Genomic DNA, 17337 nt, shown 5'->3' with positions numbered 1-17337 from the left:
AAGGATTTTGGGGCGTCACGCGAAAACCGTGACGCCCTTTTCCGTGACAACCGCATCCAGCCGCTGGTCGAAGGCATCCACCGGCACGGCCTCGACCTCTTGCGCCGAGAACGCAAACCCCACCGCCACCACCGGCCCCCGCGCCCGCAGCCCCTCCAGCGTCCGGTCGTAGAACCCCCCGCCATAGCCCAGCCGATAGCCCCGCCGGTCCCAGGCCAGAAGCGGCACGATCAACACCTCGGGTTCGACCCAGGCGCCTTCCTCGGGGATCATCGCCTTGAACGCACCCTCGACCAGCCTGCACCCCGGCGACCACTCCCGGAACCGCAAGGGCGCGGCCTTGGCCACGATCACCGGCACCCCAACCGGCCCCTGATGCGCGGCCATCGCGGGAAGCGGGTCGATCTCGGTCCGCATCGGCATGTAGCCCGACAGCACCCGCCCCCGATGCGCCGAGAGGTAATCCGCCAGGATCTCCGCCGCCTGCCCCTGCCCTGCGGCATGGGCCTCGGCCCGCCGCGCGAAGGCCTCGGCCCGCGCGATCGCCTTCACATCGCTCATAACAGGATCACCGTCGCCAGCCCGAGGAAGGCAAAGAAGCCCATCACATCGGTCAGCGTGGTGACGAATGTCCCCGAGGCCAGCGCCGGGTCCATCCCCAGCCGGTTCATCGTCAGGGGCACCAGCACGCCCCCCAGCGCGGCGACGATCTGGTTCACGATCATCGCCATTCCCAGCACCAGCCCCAGATGCCAGTCGCCGAAGATCAGCGACCCCGCCACCCCCAGGATCAGCGCCAGCCCCAGCCCGTTCAGGATCCCCGCCCCCAGCTCGCGCCAGATCACCCGCGCGGCATTCGCCTGCGTCAGGTCGCGCGTCGCCAGCGCCCGCACCGCCACCGCCAGCGATTGCGTCCCCGCAATCCCCCCGGTCGAGGCGACGATCGGCATCAGCGCCGCCAGCGCCACCAGCGCGGCGATCGTCGCCTCGAACTGGCTGATGACCATGGCCGACAGCGACGCGGTGCCAAGGTTCACCACCAGCCAGGGCAGGCGCTGCTTCGCCGTCTCGACCGACCCGTCGTTCACGCTGGCCTCGTCGCCGACACCGGCCAGACGCAGCATGTCCTCCTCGTGCTCCTCGTCCAGCACGTTCATCGCGTCGTCGATCGTGATGACGCCCACCAGTCGCCCGGCCTCGTCCACCACCGGGCAGGAAATCAGGTGATACTGGTTGAAGATATAGGCCACGTCCGCCTCGGGATCGGTCGCCTGAACCGTGCGGAAACTGTCCTCGGTGATGTCGGCCAGCTTCGCCTCGCGCCCCGAGGACAGGATGCGCCCCAGCGTGGCATAGCCCACCGGCTTCATCCGGGGATCGACCAGGATCACATGATAGAACTGGTCCGGCAGATGGTCGGCCTTGCGCAGAAAGTCGATGGTCTCGCCCACGGTCCAGTGCTCCGGCGCAACCACCACCTCGCGCTGCATCAGACGGCCTGCGGAATATTCCGGGTAGGCCATCGCCTGTTCGACGGCGACCCGGTCGGCATCCTCCAGCGCCTCCAGGATGATGTCCTGCTGCGGCTGCTCCAGGTCCTCCAGCAGATCGACGACATCGTCGGTCTCAAGGTCGCGCACCGCCTCGACCAGCACCTCGCGCGGCAGGGCCTCGACCACCTCCTCGCGGATGTCCTCGCTGATCTCCGACAGGATCTCGCCGTCGATCTCGTGCGACCAGAGCCGCAAGAGCGCCCGCCGGTCGCCCGGCCCGATCTGCTCCAGAAGGTCGGCGATGTCGGCGGCGTGCAGGGGCTCCAGCAGGGCATCGACCGCCTCGCTGTTGCCCGCCTCCACCGCCTCCAGCACCGCATCGATCCGGTCCTGATCCAGCGCCACCTCTTCGGTCTCTGCGTGATCTTCCGCCATGCGCCCCCCGTCCGATTGCCACGTCCCGGGCGAAAACAGTTTCACCGAAACGGGGTCACCGGGCAAATTTACCCCGGACCGGAATGCCCTTAGTCTGGCGGCGAGACAAGGGGATAAAGTCCATGGATCTTCTGATCGGTCAGGTCATCCGCTTTGACGGCGACCCGTTTCGCGACGGTCCGGGCGCGGCCCGGCACCATGGCCACGGCGCCGTCGCGGTGGAGGGCGGCCGGATCGTCGATGTGGGGGAAGCCGCCCTCCTCCGCCCCCGCTATCCGCAGGCCCGCGTCCACGACCATGGGCAAAGGCTGATCTCGGCTGGCTTCATCGACGCCCATGTGCATTACCCCCAGACCGCGATCATCGCCTCCTGGGGCAAACGGCTGATCGACTGGCTGAACAGCTACACCTTCCCCGAGGAAATGCGGTTCAGCGATCCCGCCTATGCGATGGAGATCGCCAACCGCTACCTCGACCTCGTGCTTGCCCGCGGCACCACCACCGTCTGCACCTACGCCACGATCCATCCCACATCGGTGGATGCAATCTTCACCGCCGCCCGGGCGCGCGGGATGCGCCTTTTCGCCGGCAAGACCTGCATGGACCGCAACGCGCCCGAAGGCCTGCGCGATACCGCCCGGTCGGCCTATGACGACAGCAAGGCGCTGCTCCGGAAATGGCATGGGGTGGACCGGCTGTCCTACGTCATCACCCCCCGTTTCTCGCCCACCTCCACGCCGGAACAACTCGCGGCCCTCGGCGCCCTCTGGCGCGAATACCCCGACTGCCTGATGCAGACCCACCTCAGCGAACAGACCGACGAGATCGCCTGGGTCCGCGACCTTTTCCCCCAGGCGCGCGACTACCTCGACACCTACGAATCGCAGGGTCTGCTCCGTGAAGGCGCGCTTTACGGCCACGCCATCCACCTGACCGAGCGTGAGCGCGCGCGCCTGATCGAGGCCGGGGCCTCCCTCATCCACTGCCCGACCTCGAACACCTTCATCGGCTCGGGCCTTTTCGACATGACCCTGGCGCAACACCTCCGCGTCGGCCTTGCCACCGACACCGGGGGCGGCTCGAACTTCTCGATGCTCCCCACCATGGCCGCCGCCTACGAGGTGGCGCAACTGCGCGGCCAATCCCTGCACCCCGCGCAGCTCTGGTGGCTGGCCACGCAAGGCTCCGCCCGCGCGCTGCATGCCGAGGACCGCATCGGCAACCTCGCCCCGGGGATGGAGGCCGATCTCGTGGTGATCGACCTCGCCTCCACCCCCGCCATCGAACAGGCAACCCGCCGCGCCGAAGACCTCTGGCAGCAGCTGTTCCCGACGATCATGATGGGCGACGACCGCGCGATTGCCGAGGTCTGGGTGAACGGCCACCGCCGCGCCCCCTGACCTGACCAAAGCCCTTTCACCTGGCTCCAAATATCCCCGCCGGAGGCTCTCCGAGGTCTTGCGCGTCCTTCACGCGCAAGGCCGAGACAAAGGGTCTTCGCGCCGAAGGCGCTCGATATGACAACCGCCGCAACCCGGACAGCCGCCCGGACATGAGGCCCGCCGCCCACCCCGGGGTGCCTCCCCTCCCCCTCCGTGGGGAGGGGTCGGGGGTGGGGGGCTCGACCGGCGAAAAGGTAAACGCCACCCTAACGCCCATGGCCAACCCCTTGATTCCATTGTCCCCGAAAAAGCGCCGCGCGCGGTGCGCTATTCCGCCAGCTCCCAGCCGTCGGGGTAGAAGTCATGTTTCAGCGCGATCTCGGTCGCCGCATGCTCCCGCTCCCAGATCGCCTCCGGGGTGACCGGCATCGGGCCGTATGAGGCGATCAGCGTCTCCCCATCCTTCAACCGCCGCGTCTGGAACCCCGCCAGCCGCAGCGCGCGCTCGAAGGCGGGCCAGCTTGCATCCAGTTCCTCGACGAAGAAGGCGAACTCCACCACCGCCGTCTTCGGCAGGCTCACCCCCTTCGACATCCGGAAGGTCTGAAAAGTCTCGCGCCGCTGGGCAGCATAATCGTGGGACATGCGAAGCTCCTTGCCCCGACCATATCGCGCGGACCCCGCAACCGGAAGACCCGCGCCTGTCAGCCCGCAAGCCGCCTTGCAAGCGCGCGCTGCCGTTCCAGCACGGCGGCCATGTCCAGCGTCACCAGCTGCCCGTCCCGAACCACCTGCCGCCCCTCGACGATCAGATGGCGCACCCGCGTCGGACCGCAGAGGAGGAGGCCCGCGACCGGATCCCAGGCCCCCGCACCCTCGATGCCCGTCCTGTCCCAGATCGCCAGATCCGCCCGCTTGCCCGCCTCGACCGACCCCAGATCATCGCGCCCCAGCACCAGCGCGCCGCCCAGCGTCGCGGTCTCCAGCGCCTCCCGCGCGCCCATCGCATCGGCCCCCCGCGCCACGCGCTGCAACAGCATGGCCATGCGCGCCTCGGCCACCAGGTTTCCGGCGTCGTTCGAGGCCGAACCATCGACCCCGAGCCCCACCTTCACCCCCGCATCCCGCATGGCGCGGACCGGGGCGATCCCCGATCCAAGTCTGCAATTCGAACATGGACAATGGGCAACGCCGGTCAGACTGCGGCCGAAAAGTTCAATTTCCGAACCATCCAGCTTGACACAATGCGCGTGCCAGACATCGGGTCCGGTCCAGCCCAGCTCCTCGGCATACTGGCCCGGGCGACAGCCGAAATGCGCCAGGGAATAGGCGATGTCCTCGTCGTTCTCGGCCAGATGGGTGTGCAGCATCACCCCCTTGTCCCGCGCCAGCAGCGCCGCCTCCCGCATCAACTCGCGGCTGACCGAGAAGGGCGAGCACGGCGCCAGCCCCACCCGGACCATCGCCCCGGGTTGAGGATCGTGGAACCGGTCCACCACCCGGATCATGTCGTCGAGGATCGCCGATTCGGGCTCGACCAGACTGTCCGGCGGCAGACCGCCGGCAGATTCGCCAATCGACATCGCCCCGCGCGTCGGATGAAAGCGCAGGCCCACTGCGGCCGCCGCGGCGATGGTGTCGTCCAGCCGCGCGCCGTTGGGGTAAAGATACAGATGGTCCGAGGTCAGCGTGCAGCCCGACAGCGCCAGTTCCGCCAGACCGACCTGGGCCGAGACGAACATCTCCTCCGGCCCGAAGCGCGCCCAGATCGGATAGAGCGTCTTCAGCCAGCCGAACAGAAGCGCATCCTGCCCGCCCGGCACCGCGCGGGTCAGGGTCTGGTAGAGGTGATGGTGCGTGTTCACCAGGCCCGGCGTCACCACGCAGCCTCGCGCCTCGATCACCTCTGCGCCCGCGGCGGACAGGCCCGGACCGACCTCGACGATCACGCCGCCCCGGATCCGCACATCGGCCCCGGGCAGCTCGGACCGCAGTCGGTCCATCGTCACCACGACATCGGCAGTGCGGATCAGCAGATCGGCCATCGGTGCACCTTTCGCGCACCCTTCGGTTTCAGGGGAAACCATGGTGGATCGTCAGAAGGGCGAAGGACACGACCACCCGCCCAGGATAGCCCCGGATCCGGGATGCCGGCAACCATCCGCAGCTCCGGAAACTGTTTCAACCGCAGCCGAAAGGCGCGACCCGGCGCCGGGTCTCAGCCGTTCAGCAGCGCCATCGCCTCGGCATGCAGCTCTCGACTGGACGCCGCGAGGATCCGGCCACCCTCCTGCGCCGGGCGACCCTGCCAGTCGGTCACGATGCCCCCCGCTGCCTCGATCACCGCGATCGGGGCCTGCACGTCATAGGCCTGCAACCCGGCCTCGATCACCAGATCGATCTGCCCGGCCGCGATCAGCGCATAGGCATAGCAATCCATGCCGTAGCGCACCAGCTTTGTGCGCGGGGCAACCCGGCGGAATGCCGCACCTTCGGCTTCCGTGCCGATCTCGGGAAAGGTGGTGAACAGGATGGCCTCGGACAGCGGGCGCGGCGGGCGGACGGCAAGGGCGGCCTCGCCCAGCGGCCCGCGCATCTGCGCGCGGCCCAGGCCGCCCTCGAACCGCTCGCCGATATACGGCTGGTCGATGATGCCGAACAGCACACCCTCGGCATCGCGGACCGAGATCAGCACGCCCCAGGTGGGCGTGCCTGACAGATAGCCCCGCGTGCCGTCGATCGGATCCAGCACCCAGGTCAGGCCGCTGGAGCCGGCCAGGCTGCCGAACTCCTCGCCCAGGATGCCATCCTCGGGCCGCCGCCGCGCAAGGACCGCGCGCATCCGCTCTTCCGACAGGCGGTCGGCGGCGGTCACTGGATCGAAGCGGTCGGTTTCCTTGGTTTCGGCGGTAAGGGCGCGCGTGCGGAAATGCGACAAGGTCGCGACGCGCGCCACATCCGCCAGTTCATGCGCGGTGGCAATGATGTCCGCCGCAAGCGCAGGTGATACCCGCATCCTTCTCTCCCCGACCTGAAGGGCCTTGGCCCCGCCCCCGGGCGCTAGCCGCGCGCGGGGACAAGGTCAAGGCAGTCAGGCGGCTTCCGAGAGAACCCGGGCCAGATCGAACAGCCGGCGGCGCTGCGCCTCGGGGATGGCATAGTAGGAACGCACCAGTTCCAGCGCCTCCTTGTCCGACATCATGTCGCCATGGGCATAGGTCGCGGAGACCTGTCCCTCGGCGAGTCCCTCGAAGAAGAACGAGATCGAAACGCCCAGCGCATCGGCAATGTCCCAGAGCCGGGAGGCGCTGACCCGGTTCATGCCGGTCTCATACTTCTGGATCTGCTGAAATTTGATGCCGACCTTGTCAGCCAGTTGCTGCTGCGTCATGCCCACCATCCAGCGGCGGTGACGGATGCGCTTGCCGACATGTGCGTCTACGGGATGCTTCATTCTGTACTCCAAAAAACGAGTGTGTATTCCCCTCGCAGTACTGTAAGCAATTTTCGTGCCAAACTTGGCGCATCGGCTGCTTGGATGAAAAAAATCGTCTGGCGCCCGAAAACCTGTCCTTTTGGACAAGTGCAATTCTACACGCGTATAACACACGGTGCGGTTGTCCTTACCGACCCGCAGGGCCGGCTTGACCGAATCATCACTCGCCCTAAAGTGGTATCGCATAATGCTTTGCATTTCGCAAAGAAGCCTGAAATCTCCTCGCAAAATGCGAATCCCGCAATCATCGCATTGCAAGAAACGGTATCCGGGCTAAAAGCTGTCCACTGCAAGTAGTGGAAACAACCGTTAGAATTGGAGCCAATCATGCAGGCGTGGCAGGTCAGCGAACTCGGCGCCGCACCAGAGCTTGTGTCGATTGCCAGCCCTGTTCCCGTTAAAGGCGAAGTCGTTGTCCGCGTCGAAGCAGTCGGGCTCAACTTTGCGGATATGCTCTCGATTCAGGGGAAGTACCAGGTCCGCCATCCGTTCCCCTACATTCCGGGCATGGAACTCTCGGGCGTGGTCGAGGCACTGGGTCCGGACACCGAGGCGCCTGCGCCCGGCACCCGCGTCCTGTCCACCTGCCCCGCGGGCGCGCTGGCCGAACGCGTCGCCCTGCCCGCGGCGCGGCTTTTTGCGCTGCCCGATGCGATGGGATTCGAAGAGGCCGCCGGCTTTCCCATCGCCTATGGCACCTCGCATCTGGCCCTGACCCACACCGCCCGGCTGCGCCCGGGCGAAACCCTGTTCGTGACCGGCGCGGCCGGTGGCGTGGGCCTGACGGCGGTCGAGATCGGCAAGCGGCTGGGCGCGCGGGTGATCGCCTCGGCGCGCGGGGCGGACCGGCTGGAGGTCGCACGCGCCGCCGGGGCGGATCTGCTGATCGACAGCGAGGCGCCCGGGCTGAAAGAGGCGCTGCGGGCCGCGGGCGGCGTAGATGTGGTCTATGATGCCGTCGGCGGGCCCGCCTTCGACGCGGCCCTGCGCGCCTGCCGGCCCGAGGGGCGGCTTCTCGCGATCGGCTTCGCCTCGGGCGAGGTGCCGCAGATCCCGGCGAACCTGCTTCTCGTCAGGAACCTTACCGTCTCGGGCTTCTGGTATGGCGGGATGGAGGCTCATGTCCCGGCCGTCGCCGCCGCCAGCATGGCCGAGCTTCTGCGCTGGCGGGCCGAGGGGCTGCTGCGGCCGCATGTCAGCCATGTCCTGCCCTTCGCGGCCTTCCCCGAGGGTCTCGACCTGTTGCGGACACGCCGGGCGACCGGCAAGGTCGTGATCCGCGTCGGTCAGCAGCAGTAGGCCAGCCGCAGCTCTGCCATCAGCATGTCCACCGCCTCGCCCGTCGCAGCGGGCGAACGGTACAGCGCCAGCTTCATCTCGCCCAGCGCCGGCAGCTGGTTCTGGGCTTCGATCACCTCGGTGTCGGCCGGAATGTTGCCGACCATCCGGGCCGAGATCGCCAGATCGGCGGCCACCATCGCCTCGACCGCCTGTTCGCTTTCGCCCCCCGTCGCCAGGTCCCAGGAGATGCCCGCCCGGTCCAGCGCCGCCTGGGCGGTAGGGCGGAAGATGCATCCGTCCTTGAACCCCAGCCGCAGCGGTCGCCGCTGCCAGGCCGACCCCTGGGGCGCGCCGATCCAGACCAGCGGCCGCGCACCCAGCACCTCGGCGACCGGATCGGGCGCATCCTCGGTGGTCACGATCACGTCGAACCCGCCGCGGCCGAACTCTTCCTTCATCGCCAGGGTGAAGGAGGACACCAGATTCACCTGCACCCGCGGATAGGTCTGAGCCATCCGCTTCAGGATGCCCGGAATCGCCGGATAGACGATGTCATGCGGCACGCCCAGCCGGATCGTGCCGCAGCAGGCCGTGGCGTTGAAACGCGACAGCGCCTCGTCGTTCAGCGCCAGCATCCGGCGCCCGTAGGACAGAAGCTGCTCGCCCTCGGGAGACAGCGCCAGCTTGCGCGCCGCGCGCAGGAACAGCTGCATCCCAAGCGACTCCTCCAGCCGCTTGATCTGCATCGAGACGGCCGACTGCGTCAGGTTCAGATAGCCCGCCGCCCGCGTCACCCCGCCCACATCGGCGACGGTGACGAAGGACCGCAGGGCAGCAAGGTCGAGATTGCGCGGCATATCACAGTTCCTGATGAAAGGCGTCACGATCATTCGTTTCCATGATGCCCCAGGATCTGGCATGGTTCAAGCATCCTGATCCAATCGCCGCAGTGCATCACAAACAACGATGAAAGGCCCCGCCATGCGCTCTGCCGCCCTGACCCGCCCCGCCGCCCCCGCGCCGACAAGGCGCCAGTCGTTCCTGCGCCGTCTGTTCGGCGCCCTGGCGCTGGCGCGCTCGCGCCGCGCCCTGGCGCATCTGGACGACCATCTCCTGCGCGACATCGGTCTCAGCCGCAGCAAGGCCCAGGCCGAGGCAAGCCGCGCAGCCTGGGATGCGCCATTGCATTGGCGCGATTGAAAGGTTGACGGTTTTCGGCCCGAACCGGGCCGGAAATCCTTGAAATGCGCCGGTGCGATACCGATATTCGACGCACGAGGTCGCGCCGGTTCCCCCGGCGTTGCCCTTAGGGACAACATCGGAGGCTTCACATGGCTCAAGTTGACACGATCCGCAGCGTAGGCGTCGGCGCCCGCGCGCAGATCGACGAAGGGCTTCGCGCCCACATGAACAAGGTTTACGGGCTGATGTCCGTGGCCATGCTGGTTACGGCCGGCGTGGCCTGGGCGGTCGGTTCGTCGGACCAGCTGTTCTCGATCCTGCGCAACCCCGCGACCGGGTCGATGACCATTCTCGGCTGGATCGCGATGTTCCTGCCGCTGATCATGGTCTTTGCCTTCGGCGCGCTGGTCAACCGGATGTCGGCGGCGGCGGCACAGCTGTTCTTCTACGCCTTCGCGGCGGCGATGGGTCTGTCGCTGGCCTGGATCTTCCAGGTCTTCACCGGCGTCTCGATCGCGCAGACCTTCCTGATCACCGCGATCTCCTTCGCGGGCCTGTCGCTGTACGGCTACACCACCAAGCGCGACCTCAGCGGAATGGGCACCTTCCTGATGATGGGTCTGATCGGCCTGATCGTCGCGATGATCGTGAACCTGTTCCTCGCCTCTTCGGCGCTGGCCTTCGCGATCTCGGTGATCGGCGTGCTGATCTTTGCGGGTCTGACCGCCTTCGACACGCAGCGGATCAAGAACGACTACATCCAGCATGCGGTGGCGATGGACCAGGAATGGCTGGGCAAGTCCGCGATCATGGGCGCGCTGACCCTGTATCTGGACTTCATCAACCTGTTCATGTTCCTGCTGCAATTCCTGGGCAATCGGGAATAACGCGGGCACCAGGTGCGGAAGGGGCCGGTCGCAGGACCGGCCCTTTTCATTTCTGCCGCAGGTCCAGCAGCATCCGCAGCAGAGGGAACGTGATCCCCGGCCCCAAGACCAGGTCCAGCGGCTGCACCGCCCGGAAGCCCAACGCCCGGTAGAACGGCACCGCCGTCCGCGTCGAAAGACAGTTCAGCCGGGTCACCCCAGCAGCCTTCGCATCCTCGAACACCCGCGCCATCACCATTCGCCCGAGGCCCTGTCGCACCGCCTGGGGATCGGTCGCGACATGGCGCACATGGCCGGTCGTCTCGGACAGCGCCCCCCCGCCCGGATCGCGACGCGACCAGCCGCCTGCCGCGAGGATCCGGCCCTGCGGATCCTCGGCGACGAAATAGCGGCCCGAGGCCAGAAGCGCCGGCTGCGCCCGGGCAAAGCGCGGCACGGCCAGCACCAGGGTCGAAGGCGGATAGTCCGGCGCCAGCAGCCGCGGGTAGCTGCGGCCCAGAAGCCGATCGATCCCGGCCAGATCGGCGGGCACGGCGCGGCGCAGGCTGAGGGTGTCGAGGGCCATGCCGCATGACATGGGGGCGTCTGCGCAAAAGAAAAGGGCCGCGTCCCTGCGGACACGGCCCCCGAACCTTCGGTCCGGCGCGATCCTACTTGATCTTGCCTTCCTTGTACTCGACATGCTCCCGCTTCACGGGGTCATATTTCCTGACGACCATCTTCTCGGTCATCGTCTTGGCATTCTTCTTGGTCACATAGAAGTGACCCGTGCCCGCGGTCGAGTTCAGGCGGATCTTGATGGTGGCGGGCTTTGCCATGGTTGTTTCCTCTGCATCGGGGAATCCAGCGGCCCCCGGTCAAATCCTTGAAGCCCGCCTTTTAGCCAAGCAGACGGCAGAGTCAACCGCGAAACCGGCCGCCGTGGCCGAATTGCGCGGAGAGCCTGTAAGCCGGATTCTGTCCCGGGCCGAAACCCGTGGATGACCATTCCTCTGCCAACCGCGTTACCGCGGCGGTCAAGCTGCCAACCCGGGCCTCTCGGGCGTTGGCATCCCTGCGGGCGGTATCCCGGGCCTGACCCGGGACCAGCCCCCGCGCGAGGCCCCTATTTGGCATTGCTCCGGGTGGGGCTTGCCGTGCCGGTCCTGTTGCCAGTCCCGCGGTGGGCTCTTGCCCCACCGTTTCACCATCGCCCTGCATGCAGAGCAGTCTCTTCTCTGTGGCGCTTTCCCTGGGGTTGCCCCCGCCGGGCGTTACCCGGCACCCTTGCCAACGGGAGTCCGGACTTTCCTCGACCCCGGACATGATCCGGGGCCGCGGCCATCCAGCCCTCCGCGCAAGGTCGAGTTAGGCACCGTCGCGCCCTGCGTCAACCGCAATCCGCGCAAGGCTCGCTGCAACGGCGCAATCCGATGCGGCCAGCGGCCCCCGGCCCCAGGGCCGAAAGCGCAGGCGAAAGGCCGTCAGCAGCACCTCCGGCGCCGCCTGCGGATAGCCGAAAGCGGCAAGGTCGGCCAGAAAGCCCGCCATGTCCGGCAGGGCGCCTTCCTCCCCCCGCGTGGGGGAGGGAGGGGGTGGGGGGGCCGCCGGCAGATCGGGCCAGACCGACAGACCCTGCAAGGCCAGCCGCCGCCAGTCGAACCGCGGGCCGGGATCGCCCTTGCGCTCGGGCGCCATGTCGCTGTGCGCGATCACCGCCTGCGGCGACAGGCGGTGCCGCGCCAGAACATCGGCCAGAAGTGCTTCAAGCGCCTGCATCTGCGGCTCGGGAAAGGGCCGGTCGCCCGGATTGGCCAGTTCGATCCCGATCGAGCGCGCGTTCACATCCTCTGCGCCGGCCCAGGCCCCCGCCCCGGCATGCCAGGCACGATGCGCCTCATCGACCAGCGACAGCACCGTGCCGTCCGTGTCGATCAGGTAATGCGCGGAAACCTCGGCCTCAGGATCGCACAGCCGCTCCAGCGCCGCGGCACAGCTGGACATCGCGGTGTAGTGCAGCACCACCAGTTCGACCCGCCTGCCCCGCCGGTCCCCGAAATTCGGCGACGGATGCGTCAGGATCACTGCAAGGCGGTGCGGAAGGGGCGCGGATCCCAGGCGCAGGCGAAACCGTCGCCATCGGGATCAAGGCCCATCCGGTCCCGTTCCGGCCCGCCCTTGGCCAGGAAATCCTGCTGCGCCTTGTCCGAAGAGGCATATTTGGCGCAGGCCGCATTGCTGTCGCGGACCCCAAGGCCCGACCGCCGGTACATCTGCACGCCCGGGGCATGTTTGGTGGCCAGGGCGAATTCCACGATGTTCGGGCCGGTGTCGCCCGGGCGGGTCGGCAGGTCCTTCGGCTGCACGACCACATATTCGGCCCGGTTCCGCGCGATCCGTTCGGCGTCGCTTTCGATGGTCTCGCGCGACGCCACCGCGCTGAAATCCTGTTCGTCCGAAATCCCGGTGTGGCTGGCAACCTCGCCCGATTCCACCTTGATCCCGGCCGGCGGTCCACCGCGCGGGCGGGCCGAACTGTTCGTTGCGGTCGAAGACGCGACAACCGGGGCCGCCTGGGCCACCGGTGCCACCGGGGCCGACGCGACGGGCGCCACGGGTGCGACCGGCGTCACCGGGCTGATCCCTTGCGCGCGGTCGATGGCGGCGGCGGCGGCGGCCGGATCGAACCCGCCCCCCGGCGGAGGAACGACGACCGGCGCGCCGACCGGACCGGCGGACGCACCGCGGATATAGCTGTTATAGTCCTGAAAGCCGACGCCCGACCCCGTATCGGTGGTCGTCGGTGTGCAGGCCGACAGGATCAGTGCAGCAAATGTGGCGCCAGCGGCAGGACGGAAGGTTCGGCTCATCAGTGCCTCGATGGGTGTCTTTCGCCGCCCCTTACCACCATTTCCCGGCTTTGGCCACAAAGCCGGCCCGGCTTTCCAACACATGTGCGTAATTCAGCAAGTCTGCTTCCTCCCAGGGCCGCCCGATCAGTTGCAACCCCAAAGGCAACCCCTGCCCGTCCAGCCCGACCGGAACCGAGATCCCCGGCAACCCGGCCAGGTTCACCGTCACCGTGAAGACGTCGTTGAGATACATCTTCACCGGGTCGGCGTCGGCCATCTCTCCCAGCCCGAAGGCCGCGCTCGGGGTGGCCGGAGTCAGGATCGCATCCACGCCCTGCGCGAACACCGTCTCGAAGTCGCGCTTGATCAGCGCCCTGACCTTGCGCGCGCGGTTGTAATAGGCGTCGTAGAACCCCGCCGACAGCACATAGGTCCCCACCATGATCCGCCGCTGCACCTCGGGGCCGAAGCCTTCGGCCCGGGTCTTCTCGTACATCTCGGTGATGCCGTCGCCTGCCGCCAGCTTCGCCCGGTGGCCATAGCGCACCCCGTCATAGCGGGCGAGGTTCGAGGACGCCTCGGCCGGGGCAATCACATAGTAGGCGGGCAGCGCGTATTTCGTGTGCGGCAGGCTTATGTCCCGCACCTCCGCCCCGGCATCGCGCATCATCTCGATCCCGCGCGCCCAGAGAGCCTCGATCTCCCCCGGCATCCCGTCCATCCGGTATTCCTTGGGGATGCCGATCACCTTGCCCCGGATGTCGCCGGTCAGCGCGGCCTCGAAATCCGGCACCGGAATGTCTGCGCTGGTGGAATCCTTCGGGTCGTGGCCCGCCATCGCACCCAGCATGATCGCCGCATCGCGGACCGTCTTGGTCATCGGCCCCGCCTGATCCAGCGAGGAGGCGAAGGCCACGATCCCCCACCGGCTGACGCGGCCATAGGTCGGCTTGATCCCCACAATGCCGGTAAAGGCCGCAGGCTGCCGGATCGACCCGCCGGTATCCGTCCCCGTCGCGCCAAGGCAGAGGTCTGCCGCCACCGCCGCCGCCGACCCACCCGAGGATCCGCCCGGCGTCAGCAGCCGGTCGTCCACCTTCCAGGGGTTCACCGCGTTGCCATAGCACGAGGTCTCGTTCGACGAGCCCATGGCGAATTCGTCCATGTTCAGCTTGCCCAGCATCACCGCGCCCGCCTCGAACAGCTTGGCGGTCACGGTGGACTCATACTCCGGCCTGAACCCCCGCAGGATGTTCGAGGCGGCCTGGCTGGGCACCCCCCTGGTGCAGAACAGGTCCTTGATCCCCAGCGGAATCCCGCACATCGCCGGGGCATCGCCCCCCTTCAGCCGGGCATCCGCCGCGCGCGCCTGCTCCAGCGCGATCTCGGGGGTCTTGTGGACGAAGGCGTTTAGTGCGTCGCCCGCGTCGATCGCCGCGAGGCAGGACATGGTCAGATCGACCGCGCTGATCTCGCCCTTGCGCAAGGCATCTCGCGCCGCCGCGATGGTCCACGAATTTGCACCGGTCACTTTCGCGCTCATTCCACCACCTTCGGCACGGCAAAGAACCCCTCGCGCGCATCGGGCGCGTTCTTCAGCACCTGGGCCTGGATGTTGCCATCCGTCACCACATCCGCCCGCCGCTTCAGCCGCATCGGCGTGACGCTGACCATCGGCTCCACCCCGGTCACGTCCACCTCGTTCAGCTGCTCCATGAAGCCCAGGATGCCGGACAGCTGCTCTGCCAGCTTCGGCAGGTCGGCGTCCTCAACCCGGATGCGCGCCAGCCTTGCCACCTTGCGCGCGGTGTCGATGTCAATGGCCATGGGGCCCCCCTTGCGGTTTCGCTCCGTTTAGCCGGGGGGCAGGGCCTTCGCAAGCATGTGGCGGCGGTAGACCTCGATCATCCAGCCCAGCATCAGACCGTTCAGGAGATGCCACAGGAAATGCGTGCCCAGCGGCAAGGCCTCGCACAGCGGCCCGTCCAGCGTGCGGAAGGTCAGGCTGACGACCAGAATCGCCGCCCCCAGCGCCATGCCCCGCGCCGTGGCGGGCGCGCGGCGCCGCAGCCCCGCCGCATAGGCGAGGATCAGGACCGGGATCGGGGCATAGCCGGCGGATGAGCCAAGGAAGGGCATGAGGCTCGAAAGGACCGGCACCATGAGCGCGGCATAAGGGAAGAAGGCCACCACCGCCGCCGCCGCCCACCACGGCCCGAAGGCCATCAGATCCCTTGTCGCGGCAAAGATGTAGACCAGGATGAAGATCAGGATCGGCCCCACGTCCAGGGCCGCCGTCAGCCCGTTGGCATGGGTGTGGAACAGATACGACCCCACCCCGATCACCGCCAGCACCACGCACATCGCCCGCGCCATGGGCAGCCCATGCGTCCGCCGCCACATGACAAAGGCCGCGATCAGGAAGGCCGCATTGGTCAGCGCATTCACCGGCTCGGCCCAGTAGGCCGCGGAGGTCCGCTCGCAATAGGCGTCGATGGGCTGGAACATGTTGTCATCCTTCTGTCAGTCGGGGATGGTAGCGGGCCATTCAGACAAGACGAAGGACACATCCATGCAGATCACCTGGCTTGGCCATTCCGGCTTTCGCATCGAAATCGAAGAGGCAGTGCTGCTTGTGGACCCCTGGCTGACCGGCAACCCGATGTTCCCCGCCGGGCAGGAGGATCGGGCGGTTCAGGGCGCCACGCACATCCTGCTGACCCATGCCCACGGCGACCATGCCTCGGACGCCGCGCGGCTGGCGAAGCAACTGGGAATCAAGGTGCATTGCATCCATGAACTCTCGGAATGGATGAACGCGAACGACCTCTGCGACGCCCTGGGCTTCGGCAAGGGCGGCACGCTGACCCTTGGCGGAGCGAAGGTCACCATGGTCAACGCCTCGCATTCGGCCAGCATCGACTTTGGCGGCAAGGGCCTTCTGCCCGCCGGGTCTGCCGCAGGATTCATGATCGCCGGCGAAGGCCACACGATCTATCTCTCGGGCGATACCGACATCATGGCCGACATGGCCTGGATGGCCGAATACCACCAGCCCGACATCGGCATCCTGTCCTGCGGCGGGCATTACACGATGGACATGGAACGCGCCGCCTGGGCCGCGCGGAAATGGTTCAACTTCCGCTGGGTGATCCCCTGCCACTACCGGACCTTCGGCATCCTCGCCCAGGACGCCAGCGCGCTGAAGGCGGGCCTGCCGCCGGGGATCGAGGTGATCGAGCCGCAGGTGCTGGAGCCGATCGGAATCTGACCCTTCCGGGAGCTACCTGTAGCCGCAAAGCCACCCGTCGCCGTCGGCCTCAAGAATGTCAGGGTCGATCAGCGGGTGATTGCGGACATCCACGCCCGACAGCGCCGGAATCCGGATGCGGTGCAGCGATTGCCCCGGCCCGCAGGGCGCAAGTCCCCGCAGCGCGTTGGCCTTGTCGCGGTGGATGAACTCGGCCACCACGCAATAGCGGATGCCCTGGCCGCTGTGATAATCCCCCCGGTGCGGGATGTTGGTATCGAAGACCAGGCAGTCCCCCGGCTGATAGGCCACCCGCACCGCTCCTTCACGCTCATCCGTCTTCGGCTTGAACAGGAACCGCGAGATTTCGTCCTTGATCCGGATGTCATAAAGATGCGGACGCTCGGTCGGGACAACCACCGTGCCGGACGGATTGCCCTCGGTGTCGAAGACCATGAACACCTTGACCCGGTAGCCGACATTGTCGTCGTGCCAGCCTTCCGCCGTGGCGTTCAGCCCGTCCATCACCGACTTGACGTAAAGGTCGTCCAGCCGGACCCTTGGCCCCAGATAATCGGTCATCGCCGCCTGAAGCGTCTTCGAGGTCAGGATCGCCTCCCAAAGGAAGGCGGGCAGGTTCCAGTTGAAATAGATGCGCTTCGCCTCGTCCGGGCGCACCCGCAGTTCCGAGGCGATCATCCGGTCCTTCAGGCCCGGCGCGTCAAGAAAGCTGTCGATGCTCGTCTTCAGCATCCCGCCCCGGATCCCGCTGCGCTGCACGTTTCCCGTCGCATCCGACCGGCGGTCGAAACGGTGGATCGGACCCAGGCAGCGCTTGCGTCTGCCCAGCAGCTTGAGCGTCTTGACGGCCTTCTTCACGCTGCTCGCCATCAGGATTGCCGCCCTTCTTGTGATCTCAACCTTGCGGCGAATGTGCCGAAGTATCGGTTTCTCCGCAACCCTGCCGGACAGGTGAAACCGTCGGGTGAAGAGTCGCACATCACTGCTTGAAGCAGAAAGCTACGATAGTGTCCCACGACGTGGTGTAGGAGCGCCGACCCTCGGAGAGGTCAGGGCCTGATCATGCAGCCACGGCGGGC

Annotated in this window: 20 protein-coding genes and 1 other RNA gene; 5 read left to right on the top strand and 16 right to left on the bottom strand. The window is 67.3% G+C overall.

Features of this window, described 5'->3' with window-relative positions:
• Positions 1–15: 15 nt before the first annotated feature.
• Positions 16–561, bottom strand: a complete 546-nt coding sequence (locus G8O29_RS16315; RefSeq protein ID WP_166404292.1) for a 5-formyltetrahydrofolate cyclo-ligase — start codon at positions 559–561, stop codon at positions 16–18.
• Positions 558–1928: a magnesium transporter gene (gene mgtE, locus G8O29_RS16310; protein ID WP_166404291.1), complete on the bottom strand. Its 1371-nt coding sequence runs from the start codon at positions 1926–1928 to the stop codon at positions 558–560. The genes G8O29_RS16315 and mgtE overlap by 4 nt, the downstream gene beginning before the upstream one ends.
• A 122-nt stretch (positions 1929–2050) precedes the next feature.
• Between mgtE and guaD the strand changes: the two genes are divergently transcribed.
• Complete coding sequence (gene guaD, locus G8O29_RS16305) at positions 2051–3328, top strand: guanine deaminase (RefSeq protein ID WP_207623919.1); 1278 nt, start codon at positions 2051–2053, stop codon at positions 3326–3328.
• Between the two features lie 309 nt (positions 3329–3637).
• Here the strand turns inward: guaD and G8O29_RS16300 are convergent, their stop codons facing one another.
• The 4 genes from G8O29_RS16300 to G8O29_RS16285 form a co-directional block, all read right to left on the bottom strand.
• A complete protein-coding gene (locus G8O29_RS16300) occupies positions 3638–3955 on the bottom strand; it encodes a ribonuclease E inhibitor RraB (RefSeq protein ID WP_166404290.1) in 318 nt (105 codons plus the stop codon).
• A gap of 59 nt (positions 3956–4014) precedes the next feature.
• Positions 4015–5355 (bottom strand): 8-oxoguanine deaminase, encoded by a 1341-nt coding sequence (locus tag G8O29_RS16295; protein WP_166404289.1) that lies wholly within the window; start codon positions 5353–5355, stop codon positions 4015–4017.
• 173 nt (positions 5356–5528) lie between these two features.
• Positions 5529–6326, bottom strand: a complete 798-nt coding sequence (locus G8O29_RS16290; RefSeq protein ID WP_166404288.1) for an inositol monophosphatase family protein — start codon at positions 6324–6326, stop codon at positions 5529–5531.
• Positions 6327–6401: 75 nt separating this feature from the next.
• Positions 6402–6764: a helix-turn-helix domain-containing protein gene (locus G8O29_RS16285; protein WP_166404287.1), complete on the bottom strand. Its 363-nt coding sequence runs from the start codon at positions 6762–6764 to the stop codon at positions 6402–6404.
• 369 nt (positions 6765–7133) lie between these two features.
• On the opposite strand from G8O29_RS16285, the gene G8O29_RS16280 reads away from it, so the two are divergent.
• The gene (locus G8O29_RS16280; RefSeq protein WP_166404286.1) at positions 7134–8105 is read left to right on the top strand and encodes an NADPH:quinone oxidoreductase family protein; all 972 of its coding nucleotides are present in this window, start codon (positions 7134–7136) and stop codon (positions 8103–8105) included.
• On the opposite strand, the gene G8O29_RS16275 is transcribed toward G8O29_RS16280, so the two are convergent.
• A complete protein-coding gene (locus tag G8O29_RS16275; RefSeq protein ID WP_166404285.1) occupies positions 8093–8944 on the bottom strand; it encodes a LysR family transcriptional regulator in 852 nt (283 codons plus the stop codon). The genes G8O29_RS16280 and G8O29_RS16275 overlap by 13 nt on opposite strands.
• A 124-nt stretch (positions 8945–9068) precedes the next feature.
• On the opposite strand from G8O29_RS16275, the gene G8O29_RS16270 reads away from it, so the two are divergent.
• Positions 9069–9287, top strand: coding sequence for a DUF1127 domain-containing protein (locus G8O29_RS16270; RefSeq protein ID WP_207623917.1), 219 nt, complete (start codon positions 9069–9071; stop codon positions 9285–9287).
• 131 nt (positions 9288–9418) lie between these two features.
• Complete coding sequence (locus tag G8O29_RS16265; protein ID WP_166404283.1) at positions 9419–10156, top strand: Bax inhibitor-1/YccA family protein; 738 nt, start codon at positions 9419–9421, stop codon at positions 10154–10156.
• Between the two features lie 46 nt (positions 10157–10202).
• Here the strand turns inward: G8O29_RS16265 and G8O29_RS16260 are convergent, their stop codons facing one another.
• From G8O29_RS16260 to G8O29_RS16225, 8 genes are all read right to left on the bottom strand, one after another.
• Positions 10203–10721 (bottom strand): GNAT family N-acetyltransferase, encoded by a 519-nt coding sequence (locus tag G8O29_RS16260; RefSeq protein WP_166404282.1) that lies wholly within the window; start codon positions 10719–10721, stop codon positions 10203–10205.
• Between the two features lie 85 nt (positions 10722–10806).
• Positions 10807–10974 (bottom strand): 50S ribosomal protein L33, encoded by a 168-nt coding sequence (rpmG, locus tag G8O29_RS16255; RefSeq protein ID WP_166404281.1) that lies wholly within the window; start codon positions 10972–10974, stop codon positions 10807–10809.
• Positions 10975–11086: 112 nt separating this feature from the next.
• An RNA gene (gene rnpB, locus G8O29_RS16250) (RNase P RNA component class A) lies at positions 11087–11492 on the bottom strand.
• 11 nt (positions 11493–11503) lie between these two features.
• A complete protein-coding gene (locus tag G8O29_RS16245; protein ID WP_367890191.1) occupies positions 11504–12220 on the bottom strand; it encodes an N-acetylmuramoyl-L-alanine amidase in 717 nt (238 codons plus the stop codon).
• Positions 12217–13005, bottom strand: a complete 789-nt coding sequence (locus tag G8O29_RS16240) for a hypothetical protein (RefSeq protein ID WP_166404280.1) — start codon at positions 13003–13005, stop codon at positions 12217–12219. The genes G8O29_RS16245 and G8O29_RS16240 overlap by 4 nt, the downstream gene beginning before the upstream one ends.
• A 31-nt stretch (positions 13006–13036) precedes the next feature.
• Positions 13037–14530, bottom strand: coding sequence for an Asp-tRNA(Asn)/Glu-tRNA(Gln) amidotransferase subunit GatA (gatA, locus tag G8O29_RS16235; RefSeq protein ID WP_166404279.1), 1494 nt, complete (start codon positions 14528–14530; stop codon positions 13037–13039).
• Positions 14527–14814, bottom strand: a complete 288-nt coding sequence (gene gatC / locus G8O29_RS16230) for an Asp-tRNA(Asn)/Glu-tRNA(Gln) amidotransferase subunit GatC (protein WP_166404278.1) — start codon at positions 14812–14814, stop codon at positions 14527–14529. The genes gatA and gatC overlap by 4 nt, the downstream gene beginning before the upstream one ends.
• 27 nt (positions 14815–14841) lie before the next feature.
• Complete coding sequence (locus tag G8O29_RS16225; RefSeq protein ID WP_166404277.1) at positions 14842–15495, bottom strand: ceramidase domain-containing protein; 654 nt, start codon at positions 15493–15495, stop codon at positions 14842–14844.
• Between the two features lie 64 nt (positions 15496–15559).
• Between G8O29_RS16225 and G8O29_RS16220 the strand changes: the two genes are divergently transcribed.
• Positions 15560–16258 carry a metal-dependent hydrolase gene (locus tag G8O29_RS16220; RefSeq protein ID WP_166404276.1) on the top strand — a complete coding sequence of 233 codons (699 nt, stop codon included), beginning with the start codon at positions 15560–15562 and terminating at the stop codon, positions 16256–16258.
• 12 nt (positions 16259–16270) lie between these two features.
• On the opposite strand, the gene G8O29_RS16215 is transcribed toward G8O29_RS16220, so the two are convergent.
• Positions 16271–17128, bottom strand: coding sequence for a phytanoyl-CoA dioxygenase family protein (locus tag G8O29_RS16215; RefSeq protein WP_166404275.1), 858 nt, complete (start codon positions 17126–17128; stop codon positions 16271–16273).
• Positions 17129–17337 lie beyond the last annotated feature (209 nt).

Origin of the sequence: Rhodobacter calidifons (assembly GCF_011174775.1) — a bacterium.
GTDB classification, from domain to species: domain Bacteria; phylum Pseudomonadota; class Alphaproteobacteria; order Rhodobacterales; family Rhodobacteraceae; genus Tabrizicola; species Tabrizicola calidifons.
The sequence above is the reverse complement of the archived record's forward strand: the minus strand, read 5'-3'. Positions and strand labels throughout refer to the sequence as shown.